The organism is Pauljensenia sp. UMB1177, assembly GCF_030217965.1.
In the GTDB taxonomy this organism is placed as follows: Bacteria; Actinomycetota; Actinomycetes; order Actinomycetales; family Actinomycetaceae; genus Pauljensenia; species Pauljensenia turicensis_A.
In genome coordinates, this window is sequence record NZ_JASOOV010000002.1 from 170411 (window position 1) to 182247 (window position 11837).

Sequence of the window (11837 nt, forward strand, 5' to 3'; positions counted from 1 at the left end):
GAGCGACTTCTCTCAACGCAAAATAGGAGACGAGGCCACACAATCTGGCGTTCTGCCCGTAAAAAACCAGGGGGTTAGGCCTCTTCGTCCTCAGCGTGCAGGCGTGGAACCGACGCCATTTCGGGGTTCACGCCCACCTTGTCAGCGTAGAACTCGCGTATGACCTCCATGTCAGCGCGCACGTCGCCGGTCAGGGTGATGTTATGACCCCATCCGAAAGTCATCGTCTTCTTATCGACAAACCCGAGCTGAACAGGCAAGTGGGCACCCGTCGCAATCCGGTAGAAACCGGACTTCCAGTAGTCGCGCGGGGACCTCGTACCCTTCGGGGTGAGCACGATGGTGAATTTATCCGCGACGTTCGACTGCTCCACAATCTGCCCCACGACGCCGTGTGCACCACTGCGATCGATCGCACGTCCGCCGATCCACTTGACGAACCTACCGAAGACGGGGACCTTCACCACGGAGTCTTTGACGAGGAACGTGAATTCGCGGTTAATCGACCAGAATGCGAGCGCCATGAAAACGCCATCCCAGTTGGACGTGTGAGGCGCACCGATGACCATGACTTTTTCAGGCAGTGGCTCGGCGGACAGAGTCCAACGCGAGAACTTCATGTACGTGCGGGCGATCAGCGGGCGTATTCGCACAGTGTCCCTCTCGATGGTGGGTGCTTCGGGGTGGTTGTGTGGTGTTCGACAATGATGGGCGACGAGGCGCATCATGCGGTCTCACTTCCTCTCTAACGGTAGTACGCCCGCTCGCGAGCGTGCATGAGCGTCCCACATGACGTGGTGAACGTCGCAGGTATGGGTAGGGGAATGCCGGCGTTAAGCCGATATTCTGGTTTCAGCTATTTTGTGGGTCGAATGTGTACCCACCGGCCATGCTCGCACTGACTGATTCAGGTGTTGCTGGCCATCGTGTTATTGAGGAGTTCATCTATGCCAACCCGCTCTGACCTGCGTAATGTCGCAATCGTGGCGCACGTTGACCACGGTAAGACAACCCTGGTCGACGCGATGCTCTGGCAGTCCGGCGCTTTTTCTGACCGTGACACCGTCGAGAAGACGGGCGAGCGCGTCATGGACTCGGGCGATCTTGAACGCGAAAAGGGCATTACGATCCTCGCGAAGAACACAGCTGTCCACTACCGTGGTCCAGCCGCTCAGAAGCTCGGTCTTGAAGACGGCGTCACCATTAACGTTATTGACACCCCCGGTCACGCTGACTTCGGTGGCGAGGTTGAACGTGGTCTGTCCATGGTTGATGGTGTTGTCCTGATGGTCGATGCTTCCGAGGGGCCGCTTCCTCAGACTCGCTTCGTTCTACGTAAGGCTCTGCAGGCACAGCTCCCGGTTATCGTCGTTGTGAATAAGGTTGACCGCCCGGACTCTCGTATCGAAGAGGTCGTTTCTGAAACGACCGACCTTCTGCTGTCGCTGGGTGAAGATCTGCTGAATGACGGTATTGAAACCGATGTTGATTCTCTGCTCGATGTGCCCGTTATTTACGCGTCCGCCAAGGCTGGCGTGTGCTCGCTGGAAAACCCCGGTGACGGCCAGCTTCCGACCGAGGATCTCGAGCCCCTGTTTGAAACGATTCTGAACCGTATCCCCGGCCCAGAATACGAAGAGGACATTCCGCTTCAGGCACACGTTACGAACCTTGATGCATCGCCGTTCCTAGGTCGTCTTGCTCTGCTTCGTATCCACAATGGCACGCTGACCAAGGGTGCGAATGTGGGTCTTGCCCGCCATGACGGCACCATTCGTTCCGTGCGTATCACCGAACTGCTACGCACTGAAGGCCTGGAGCGCGTTTCTGCTGAGACTGCTGGCCCCGGCGATATCGTCGCTGTTGCCGGTATTGAAGACATCATGATCGGTGAATCGCTGGTCGACCTTGAAGATCCTCGTCCTCTGCCGTTGATCACCGTTGATGATCCGGCGATCTCGATGACGATCGGTATCAACACTTCGCCGATGGCTGGTCGTGTCAAGGGTGCGAAGGTCACCGCACGTCAGGTCAAGGATCGTCTTGACCGCGAGCTGGTGGGCAACGTGTCTCTGAGGGTTCTGCCGACCGAGCGTCCCGATGCCTGGGAGGTTCAGGGTCGCGGGGAGCTGGCTCTTGCCATCCTGGTCGAGCAGATGCGTCGCGAAGGCTTCGAACTGACCGTCGGTAAGCCTCAGGTTGTCACGAAGGACATTGAAGGTGTTCGCAGTGAGCCGATGGAACGTATGACTATCGACATTCCCGAAGAGTACCTCGGCTCCGTTACGCAGCTGATGGCAGCCCGTAAGGGTCGCATGGAAACCATGTCGAACCACGGTTCGGGCTGGATCCGCCTGGAGTTTGTCGTTCCGGCGCGCGGTCTGATCGGCTTCCGTACCCGCTTCCTCACCGAAACGCGCGGTACCGGTATCGCATCGTCGATCGCTGACGGCTACGCCCCGTGGCAGGGTGTCATCGAGCAGCGTCTGACCGGCTCGCTGGTTGCTGACCGTGCAGGCCAGGCAACTCCGTATGCGATGACGAATCTGCAGGAACGCGGTTCCTTCATCGTTGAGCCTTCTTCCGAGGTTTACGAAGGCCAGGTTGTTGGCGAAAATCCGCGTGGCGAAGATATGGACGTCAACATCTGCCGTGAGAAGAAGCAGACGAACACGCGTTCAGCTACCGCTGATGTGTACGAATCGCTGACTCCGTCGCGCAAGCTGACTCTTGAAGAGTCGCTTGAATTTGCGGCTAACGACGAATGTGTCGAGGTCACGCCTGAAGCGGTTCGCGTCCGCAAGGTCGTCTTGGATGCGCAGGAACGTTTCAAGATCGCAGCACGCGAGCGTCGCGCAGCGAAGTGAGTGGCGCGACCATGCTTTACTAGCTCAGCTATAGATTCCGTCCCCGTCAGTTTTCCTTCTGAAACGATCCGAAGGCTGGTGGGGGCGGAACTTTTTTACCCGTGACCATGGTTTCGGCATCGATTCGGACCAGTCCACGTCGGGTTTCAATCTCGACGTAGTCGCGGGACGTTGTTTTGAGGGTGCCAAGAGCGTCATGGAGTCCGTCGGCTAAACGGTAGCGGACAACAACGCGTTCGCCAGGTATCCATGCGAGCCATGGGAGTGGTGGTAGATTCGCGCCTTCGGTTATGTTGGCAGGAATTGCGCCCCGTGGGTCTTTGGAAAATCGCGCCTTCGCGTTGGTCTCGCTCGTGGGGGACGAGGCCTTGTCTTCGGCGCGATTATGCGCATTGGCGCTTTCAATTGGGGCACTTTGACTCATAAAGGAGATAATAGAGGGCAGAAGCTTCCCTATCGATTCCAATGAGGAGTTGCCATGACCTACGTCATCGCACAGCCCTGTGTTGACGTGAAGGACCGCGCTTGCGTTGATGAGTGCCCGGTCGATTGCATCTACGAAGGTGCGCGTACTCTCTACATTCACCCCGAAGAATGCGTGGACTGTGGTGCGTGCGAGCCGGTGTGTCCGACCGAGGCAATTTTCTACGAGGACGATCTGCCCGAGGAATGGTCGGATTACTACCGAGCAAACGCTGACTTCTTCAAGGATCTTGGTTCCCCCGGTGGCGCGCAGAAGACCGGTGTCCAGGACTTCGACGACGAGATGGTCGCCGCGCTGCCCCCGCAGAATGCGGACTACCTCGAGTCGCACCAGTGATGATCACACTGCCCCGCCCGCTCGGACTGCCCGAGTTCCCCTGGAACCTCCTCGCTCCCGCGAAGGCGCTTGCTTCGTCGCATCCCGATGGGATCTGCGATCTTTCGGTGGGAACCCCCGTCGATTCGACGCCGGGTTTTATCCGCGAGGCACTTTCGGTAGCGTCGGATGCTCACGGTTATCCGACGGTTATTGGCACTCGGGAAGTGCGCGAAGCGATCCTTGCATGGGGGCAACGTCGCAATATGGTGGACGTTGGCTTGTCCGGCGTTATTCCCACCATCGGTTCGAAGGAAGCGGTTGCCTGGATTCCGCGTCTGCTGGGAGTTGGCCCGGGGGATACGGTGCTTGTCCCAGAGGTTGCTTATCCGACCTATGACATTGGTGCGCGTCTCGCGGGCGCGACCCCCGTTCCAGTTGATCCTAGGAAGCCGGATACGTGGCCGGATGCCGTTCTTGTTTTCCTCAATTCTCCTGGAAACCCGGATGGTCATGTCCTGTCAGCTGACGAACTTCGTGCCGTTCGTCAGTGGGCATGTGAGCACGATGCCGTTGTCGTGTCCGACGAGTGCTACGCGGCCCTGCCCTGGGCCGAGCCCTGGATCTCGGAGGGCGTCCCTTCCCTCCTCGACGAGACCGTGTGCGAGGGCGACCCGAGCGGCCTCCTCGTCCTCTACTCGCTCTCCAAGCAGTCGAACCTCGCGGGGTATCGCGCCGCACTCGTCTACGGGGATCCTGAGCTCGTCGCCCCGATCGTCGAGGTCCGCAAGCACTCTGGACTGATGGTTCCTGCTCCCGTTCAGCATGCGATGGCAATCGCTCTTCGCGACGAGGCGCATGTCGAGGCTCAGCGTGCTGTGTACGAACGGCGACGTAAGAGGCTGGTCGAAGCGTGCGGTAAAGCTGGCCTCGTGAATGATGAAAATTCTGTTGCCGGACTCTATCTCTGGCTCGCACATCCGCGCACGCAGGATTCGTGGGCGTTGGTTGACGCGTTCGCGAAACTGGGAATTCTGGTTGCCCCCGGCGATTTTTATGGGGAGGCTGCGGAGGGGCGTGTGCGAGTGGCTCTGACGGCAAATGATGAGCGAATCGAGGCTGCCTCGCAGCGCCTTGAAACGTGCGTCAATTTCCTTGCGTAAGGGGAAACTCTCCCGGGCGTGGTGTCTTCCTGTTTTCGAATAATGGCCCACACTTAGCATGTTGTTGACTAGTCCTTTACAATAACTTTGAGAAAGTTTGATGTTCTAGCGCTTTACAGGCCGAACAGTGGCGTATAGAGTGACAGAAATAACGGACTTTCGTCCTAAGTGGCGATTGTGGTCGCAGTGAAGCGACTCGTTGAGAACGAAAGCGCTTTCGCGCATTCTTCCAACCTGTGTGCTTGCATGGCTCCGCATTGCCCAACGCGTTAAGGAGTCCTCATGGCCAAGGCAAAAGTGGAATCGGTCGACACTACTCCCGACGGTGTGCTTACCGTCGGGGAAAAGAAGATCGTTCTCCCGCGCACCAGCGCCTCCGTCGGTAATGATGGCTTGAGCGTCTCCCGCTTGCTCGCCGACGGCGACGTAGTCAGCCTCGACCCCGGTTTTACGAACACAGCGTCATGCCAGTCTGCGATTACCTACATCGATGGTGGTGCGGGAATTCTGCGCTACCGCGGTTACCCGATCGAACAATTGGCAAAGCGCTCGTCGTTCCTAGAGGTTGCTTACCTGCTGATCTACGGCGAACTCCCTGATGCCTCCACACTGGAAAGCTTCATTCGCGCCGTCCACCGTCACCGCTTGCTTCACGAAGACTTCAAGGCTTTCTTCACCGCGTTCCCGCACAGGGGCCACCCCATGGCGATTCTCCAAGCGGGTGTCGCAGGCCTGGCAACCTACTACGAAGACACGCTTGATCCGCGCGACCGCACTCAGCTGGATACCGCGCTGGTGCTTCTGCTGGCGAAGGTGCCGACCATGATCAGCTACATCGCGAAGCGTGCCGCAGGCTTGCCACTGCTGTACCCAGACTCGCAACGTAGCTACACCGAAGACTTCATCCGCATGACCTTCGGCATGCCCTATCAGGCGTACGACATTGATCCTGCGATTGTTCGAGCACTCGATATGTTGCTGATTCTTCACGCTGATCACGAACAAAACTGTTCGACCTCGACCGTTCGTTTGGTCGGGTCCTCGCAAGCGAACCTGTATGCGTCTGTTGCGGCCGGCGTGGGCGCGCTTGCTGGCCCGTTGCACGGTGGCGCGAATGAAGCGGTTCTGCGCATGCTCAATCAGATTCGCGACACTGGTGAGTCGGTCCAGAGCTATGTGGACAAGGTGAAGTCGAAGGCGGAAGGTGTACGTCTGATGGGCTTCGGGCACCGCGTGTACAAGAACTACGATCCGCGCGCGGCTCTGGTGAAGGAAACCGCACACGATGTTCTGTCTCGCCTCGGCAAGCGCGACGAGCTCCTGGATATTGCGATGGAGCTTGAAGATATCGCTTTGAATGACGATTACTTCAAGGAGCGCAAGCTGTACCCGAACGTCGACTTCTACACGGGCCTGATCTACTCGGCGATGGGATTCCCGACCAAGATGTTCACGCCACTGTTCGCACTTGGTCGCCTGCCCGGTTGGATTGCGCAGTACGTTGAAATGACCGAGGATCCGTCGACGAAGATTGGTCGCCCGCGTCAGGTGTACGTTGGCTCGACTGAACGCGACTATGTGCTTCTTCGCCAGCGCTCGGCTCGCGTGATTGACTAACGCGCTGTCGGGTTTGCGCTCGGCGCATAGCCAAAGTCCTTGCCGCGCGTGGACGAGGCCGATCAACTGAACGTCAACGGGGGTGGTAGACCGTGGTCTGCCACCCCCGTGAGCATGAAAAGGATCGAGCCTTCATCAGTTGGTTGCATGTAGCTCATCGTTCAATTCGATGCCCTTGCCACCGCGGGCCAGTGCTTCGATTCGACCCGACTGAGAATTGCGTCGGAACAAGACATTTGATGCGCCTGCAAGCTCGCGCGCTGCAACCGTCCGAGGTTCTGCGAAGAGGCCGTTCGAACCGGGGACGACGCCACCGGATTCCATGACGGCAACCTTTGCTCCTGCGGTCAAGTACAGACCAGCTTCGACGACGCAGTCGTCGCCAAGAGGAATTCCGAGACCGGAGTTTGCGCCGAGCAAGCACCGTTTACCAAGCTTCACGCGCTGGCGGCCACCGCCGGACAGGGTGCCCATTGTGGATGCGCCGCCGCCCACGTCGGAACCGTCGTCGATGACAACGCCCTGAGAGATACGGCCTTCAACCATGGATCGACCGAGGGTGCCGGCGTTGAAGTTCACGAAACCGGCGTGCATGACGGTTGTTCCTTCAGACAGGTAGGCGCCCAGGCGTACGGTTGCACCGTTTGCAATACGCACGCCCTTCGGTACGACGTAGTTCACCATCGGGGGGAACTTGTCGACGCCGATCACGGTGACCGGGTGGCCAAGGTGAGCGCGCATACGCAGACGTGTTTCTTCGAAGTCTGCGACTGCGCACGGGCCCTCGGAGGTCCATACGACGTTGGGGAGGCGAGCAAAAATACCGTCAAGATTGATGGTGTTCGGCTTTTTCATTCGGTGGGAAAGCAGGTGGAGGCGCAGGTAGGAATCCGCAGTGGACTGCGGTTGATCGTCCAGATCTGACCTGCAGGTGACAACCGTGGTGCGAACACCGCGCGCATCATTGTGGCGCTGCATGTGAGTCAGGGTGTCGAGCAGATCTGTGTCATCGCCAGGTTCCATCTGACCCAGGTGTGGGCGCGGGTACCAGACGTCGAGAGTCTCGCCGTTCTTCGTCACTGTTGCGAGGCCAATGCCCCATGCCTGATTCGTATCCATGGGCTTACTGTAAAGCGAGAGTGCCCGCTGTGGGGTGCCCATTCCGCCTTTCGGCAGGTTTGCAAGGTGTGATGAGTGCTCCCAAATGCTGGGAAAGTTCAGCGAGGCTGGCGATGATCCCAGAGATCCGGCCAGAAAACACCAATTTCTTCAGCCATCGTGTGAACCAGTGGGAGTGAAATCCCGACAACGTTGTGGTGATCGCCGTCGACCCCAGCAATGAAGGGTCCGCCAAGACCGTCGATCGTGAAAGACCCCGCAACGTGGAGCGGTTCGCCGGAGTCTACGTAGGCATCAATCTCGGCGTCGCTCATCGAGCCGAATCGGACGATGGTTGAAGTCGAGGCGTGGGTGCGCGCAATCAGAGCGTAGGAATCTAGCGGGGTAGAGGGATCTCGCTCGACGAGCGCTGCGCTATGGCCGGTCCACAGAATTGCTTCGGAGCCTCTGAAAGCTCGGATGCGCTCGCGTGCAATTTCTGCAGTGTGGGGCTTGCCCAGCATCTGCCCGTCCTGCAGCAGCATCGAATCGCACGCAACGACGAGGAGGCGTTCGCAGTGGGCCTCGTCGATCACAATCGTGCCATCGACTAAGCCGGAAATGACCGCACCGCACTTCGCGTCTGCCAGGGTTGTCACCTGATCGCCGGGCGAAGGAACGCCGGCGCTACGCGCGCAGAAGTCGGCGAGCACGAGGTCTTCATCAACGTCGGATATGCGAACAATAGGTGTGATGCCAGCGGAAATCAGAGTTGCTCGGCGAGCCGGTGACTTTGAGGCAAGAAGAAAACGCATAGGTCTATTTTGCCTTTTCAATCGGCAATTGATACATCTTGATAATTGTGTGCAGTAACTGCACGAATCTGTCAAACGTGATGTACGCTACTAAAGTATCTGTGTGGATCTGTATGTGAAGGGGAGAGATGGACAGCGCTGTGCCCAATGGCGAAGCTCAAGCTCACCAGTCTCAGTCCCCTACTTCGGACGACCATCAGACCGTTAAACGCTACGTTCCCCGCCTTTTGGGCGGTCCTCTGACGATGAGTGCCGACGAGCTCGCCCAGCACGCTGGTACTACCGTTGAACAAATCAATGACTTTTGGAATTCACTGGGATTCCGCCCCCCTGAGCCTGGCGAAAAGACGTTCACCGAACGTGATCTGGACGTGTTCGTCTCGTGGAACGACATGATTGATTCACAGGCGATTGACACGGCAACCAGCCATTCGCTTCTGAGGGCGAATTCCCACTTGGCCGATCGTCTAGCGCTGTGGCAGTGTGAAGCGCTTGTTGAAGACGCGGTGCGACGCCTAGGCTTGGATGACACGACGGCTCGCCTCTACGTTCTAGACCATATGAAGGACCGTGTCGAGGCATTCGAGAGGATGTTCATTCACTCGTGGCAGCGTCAGATGGAGGCATTGCTGTCGCGCTTGGATAAGGAAGTGTCCCAGCGCGGTCACGAGAACTCCAAGGCTCGGTTCCCACTCAATCGTTCGTTGGGCTTTGTCGACATGGTGTCCTACACGTCGTCGTCGACAATCCTGGGTGGTGAGGTCGTCGAACTGATCGAGCACTTTGAAGCCGAATCGCGTCAGGCGATCACGCAGGCTGGCGGTCGCGTGGTGAAGACGCTGGGCGATGCTGTTTTGTACATTGCCGATGATCTTGAGACCGGTTTGAACGTGATTTTTTCGCTGATTGAGCGCTTGAATGCGGATGATACGATCCTTCCTGTTCGTGCATCTTTCGTCCGTGGCGATGTCTTCTCACGTTCGGGTGACGTGTTCGGCCCGACGGTGAACTTGGCTTCTCGTTTGGTTGATATTGCGCCGGTCGGTCAGATTTTGACGGACCCAGCGACCGCTACTGCCGTTGCTTCGAAGGCGGGGGATGGGTATCGCTTGGAGGAATTCCCCTCCGCGGACCTCCACGGATTTGGTCCGGTTTCCCCCTACTTGCTGACGCTCCAAGACTAGGGGCCCGCTTTTATATACGAGGCCGGGCACTTTGACGTGCATGAGCTTCTCAACAAACCCGTGTCCAAAAGGTCAAGAAATCTGAAAGAAATTATCTTGAAAGTATATGATGGGGTACGTGACTACTGTTCTGCTCGTTGAAGATGATCCCGCGATCAGCGAACCTCTCGCTCGCGCCCTTGGCCGCGAGAACTACGAAGTGCGTGCGCACGGCACCGGTCGTGGCGCACTCGCTGAAGTAGATGGCGCTGACCTCGTTCTGCTTGACCTTGGCCTTCCAGACATGGATGGTCTGGATGTCGCGCGTGAAATTCGTGCGTCGGGAAAGAGCGTTCCGATTCTGATCCTGACGGCGCGCACTGATGAAGTCGATATGGTTGTTGGCCTGGATACCGGCGCCGATGATTACGTGACCAAGCCTTTCCGCCTTGCAGAACTTCTTGCGCGCGTCCGTGCTCTTCTGCGTCGCACGGGAACCGAAAGCGTCGAGGGTGACCTGGGCGCTCAGGATGTTCGCGTTGATGTGAACGCTCACCGTGCTTTCGTTGGTTCAACAGAATTACAGCTGACGGCGAAGGAATTCGACCTGTTGCGCGTACTGCTTCGCGACGCGGGAAGCGTTGTCGAACGTGACGCTCTGATGCGTGAGGTCTGGGGATCGGACCCGACAGGATCCACGAAGACTCTGGACATGCATGTCTCATGGCTTCGTCGAAAGCTTGGCGATGATGCGACCAAACCGCACTACATCACCACCGTCAGGGGTATGGGCTTCCGGTTCGAAGTCCGCTGACACACTGACAACCTTATGGGGCCCGCGGCGAATCCTTCGCCGCGGGTAACCTATTTCAGGGGAACGATCTGACAGCATCGCTTCGCCGGGAATCGTAGGGAATGAAAGGGGACCATGCGTAAAAAAGCCGTTCGCATGATTGTCACTGCTGTTGCAGTGGTGTGTTTCCTGATGGGTATTCCCGGTGCGGTCGCAACGTCCACCATTGTGTGGAAGGCTGATCAGGATCGCGTCCAAGCCAGGGCACAGACGATTGTGAACACAATCGATCGTCGTATAGCGACTGGTGCAGATGTCGATCAAGACACGGTCACGTCTTTGGCGAAACCAGTGACCGACATGCGGGGTAATGCCTATATCAGTGTGAACACGCGCCAACACGGACTGATGCTTGCCGGGGAAAAACCCCGGGGAATGTCGTTCGTCGTGCATGCGTCATCCACGGCGGGAACGTCGATCCGCATGGAAGTATCCGCAGAACAAACGCTGAAACGTATCGCATTCGTGTTCGGAATCTTTATTGCCGGAATCGCAGTGTGCCTGCTGGTTGGTTTAGCCCTTGCCCTCCGCTTTTCACGCCAGCTATCCGCGCCCCTCATCTACCTGGCAGCCCACGCTGAGCAGGTCGGTGCGGGCCAGGTTCGTGCTCAGGTCAAACCTTCGGGCATCGAAGAAATCGACTTGGTCCAAGAAGAACTGTCGCGTACCAGTGAACGCATGGCGGGCAGGCTAGCTGCCGAACGTCAGTTCGCAGCCGATGCGTCACACCAGCTTCGCACTCCACTGACTGCACTTTCCATGCGCCTCGAAGAGATTGAAATGATCTCCACTGAACCCGAGGTACAAGAAGAAGCTCGCAACTGTCTCGAACAGGTCGAACGCCTCACGGGCGTTGTGGCTGAACTCCTTGATGCGAACGCCCGAGCATCTGCGCAAACTGAAGCAATCCACATTCTTGAAGCGTTCAACACACAGCGCGAAGAATGGGAATCCGCGTTCGAAAAAGCCGGGCGCAGCCTCGTATTCACCGACGAAGCTGAACTGCCGTTGCTTGCCGACGCCAGCAAGCTTTCCCAGGTCCTTGCCACATTGATTGAAAATTCGCTGAACTACGGTGAAGGCACAACCCTGGTCGTCGCACGGAAGTCGGCGAACAAGCGCGGAGTCATTATCGAAGTCTCAGACGAAGGATCGGGTGTCGCCGATGATCTTGCTCCCGATATTTTTGCCAAGGGAGTTTCCGGCCACGGTTCGACGGGGATCGGCTTAGCGCTGGCGAAAGACCTGACTCAAGCGATGGGTGGGCGTCTGGAACTGACACAGAACCATCCTCCGATTTTCACCGTTTCGCTTTCTGCGATTCCTGCTTCGATGGACCCGGATCACGTCATGCCACAGGGATCGGTTGTCTCGATGGGGCGTCGTTCTCGTCGCTTCTGAAATTGGCGTTGCTTTCGCGCGCATCCCAATGGAAGAACAATGAGGCTCTGACATCGCCGTG

At 57.8% G+C, this 11837-nt stretch carries 11 protein-coding genes; 7 read left to right on the forward strand and 4 right to left on the reverse strand.

Annotation, left to right across the window (positions count from 1 at the left end):
• Window positions 1–74: 74 nt before the first annotated feature.
• Entirely contained in the window at window positions 75–653 is a 579-nt protein-coding gene (locus tag QP442_RS03970) for a 1-acyl-sn-glycerol-3-phosphate acyltransferase (RefSeq protein ID WP_442953366.1), read from the reverse strand.
• A 294-nt stretch (window positions 654–947) separates the two neighbouring features.
• On the opposite strand from QP442_RS03970, the gene typA reads away from it, so the two are divergent.
• Window positions 948–2867, forward strand: a complete 1920-nt coding sequence (gene typA / locus QP442_RS03975) for a translational GTPase TypA (RefSeq protein ID WP_179369821.1) — start codon at window positions 948–950, stop codon at window positions 2865–2867.
• A 46-nt stretch (window positions 2868–2913) separates the two neighbouring features.
• Here the strand turns inward: typA and QP442_RS03980 are convergent, their stop codons facing one another.
• The gene (locus tag QP442_RS03980) at window positions 2914–3291 is read right to left on the reverse strand and encodes a 2-hydroxymuconic semialdehyde dehydrogenase (protein ID WP_257878423.1); all 378 of its coding nucleotides are present in this window, start codon (window positions 3289–3291) and stop codon (window positions 2914–2916) included.
• Between the two features lie 54 nt (window positions 3292–3345).
• Here QP442_RS03980 and fdxA point away from each other — a divergent pair, with 54 nt between their 5' ends.
• The 3 genes from fdxA (at window position 3346) to QP442_RS03995 (ending at window position 6446) form a co-directional block, all read left to right on the forward strand.
• A complete protein-coding gene (gene fdxA / locus QP442_RS03985; protein ID WP_103632018.1) occupies window positions 3346–3687 on the forward strand; it encodes a ferredoxin in 342 nt (113 codons plus the stop codon).
• On the forward strand, window positions 3687–4829 hold the full coding sequence (dapC, locus tag QP442_RS03990) for a succinyldiaminopimelate transaminase (RefSeq protein ID WP_103632017.1): 1143 nt from the start codon (window positions 3687–3689) through the stop codon (window positions 4827–4829). The genes fdxA and dapC overlap by 1 nt, the downstream gene beginning before the upstream one ends.
• A gap of 282 nt (window positions 4830–5111) precedes the next feature.
• Entirely contained in the window at window positions 5112–6446 is a 1335-nt protein-coding gene (locus QP442_RS03995) for a citrate synthase (RefSeq protein WP_103632016.1), read from the forward strand.
• A 135-nt stretch (window positions 6447–6581) separates the two neighbouring features.
• On the opposite strand, the gene dapD is transcribed toward QP442_RS03995, so the two are convergent.
• Both dapD and QP442_RS04005 read right to left on the reverse strand, forming a co-directional pair.
• Entirely contained in the window at window positions 6582–7565 is a 984-nt protein-coding gene (gene dapD, locus QP442_RS04000; protein WP_103632066.1) for a 2,3,4,5-tetrahydropyridine-2,6-dicarboxylate N-succinyltransferase, read from the reverse strand.
• 98 nt (window positions 7566–7663) lie between these two features.
• A complete protein-coding gene (locus QP442_RS04005) occupies window positions 7664–8359 on the reverse strand; it encodes a Maf family protein (RefSeq protein WP_103632015.1) in 696 nt (231 codons plus the stop codon).
• Between the two features lie 128 nt (window positions 8360–8487).
• Here QP442_RS04005 and QP442_RS04010 point away from each other — a divergent pair, with 128 nt between their 5' ends.
• From QP442_RS04010 to QP442_RS04020, 3 genes are all read left to right on the forward strand, one after another.
• Window positions 8488–9543, forward strand: coding sequence for an adenylate/guanylate cyclase domain-containing protein (locus QP442_RS04010; protein ID WP_103632014.1), 1056 nt, complete (start codon window positions 8488–8490; stop codon window positions 9541–9543).
• Between the two features lie 118 nt (window positions 9544–9661).
• A complete protein-coding gene (locus tag QP442_RS04015; RefSeq protein ID WP_103632065.1) occupies window positions 9662–10336 on the forward strand; it encodes a response regulator transcription factor in 675 nt (224 codons plus the stop codon).
• Window positions 10337–10450: 114 nt separating this feature from the next.
• Entirely contained in the window at window positions 10451–11776 is a 1326-nt protein-coding gene (locus tag QP442_RS04020; protein WP_285069648.1) for an ATP-binding protein, read from the forward strand.
• The last annotated feature ends 61 nt before the right edge of the window (window positions 11777–11837 follow it).

Bases quoted from the DNA above. Each gene is read 5' to 3' on its own strand.
- fdxA (WP_103632018.1), top strand. From the start codon at position 3,346: ATGACCTACGTCATCGCACAGCCCTGTGTTGACGTGAAGGACCGCGCT.
- dapC (WP_103632017.1), top strand. From the start codon at position 3,687: ATGATCACACTGCCCCGCCCGCTCGGACTGCCCGAGTTCCCCTGGAAC.
- QP442_RS03980 (WP_257878423.1), bottom strand. From the start codon at position 3,291: ATGAGTCAAAGTGCCCCAATTGAAAGCGCCAATGCGCATAATCGCGCC.
- QP442_RS04010 (WP_103632014.1), top strand. From the start codon at position 8,488: ATGGACAGCGCTGTGCCCAATGGCGAAGCTCAAGCTCACCAGTCTCAG.
- QP442_RS04005 (WP_103632015.1), bottom strand. From the start codon at position 8,359: ATGCGTTTTCTTCTTGCCTCAAAGTCACCGGCTCGCCGAGCAACTCTG.
- dapD (WP_103632066.1), bottom strand. From the start codon at position 7,565: ATGGATACGAATCAGGCATGGGGCATTGGCCTCGCAACAGTGACGAAG.
- QP442_RS03995 (WP_103632016.1), top strand. From the start codon at position 5,112: ATGGCCAAGGCAAAAGTGGAATCGGTCGACACTACTCCCGACGGTGTG.
- typA (WP_179369821.1), top strand. From the start codon at position 948: ATGCCAACCCGCTCTGACCTGCGTAATGTCGCAATCGTGGCGCACGTT.
- QP442_RS04020 (WP_285069648.1), top strand. From the start codon at position 10,451: ATGCGTAAAAAAGCCGTTCGCATGATTGTCACTGCTGTTGCAGTGGTG.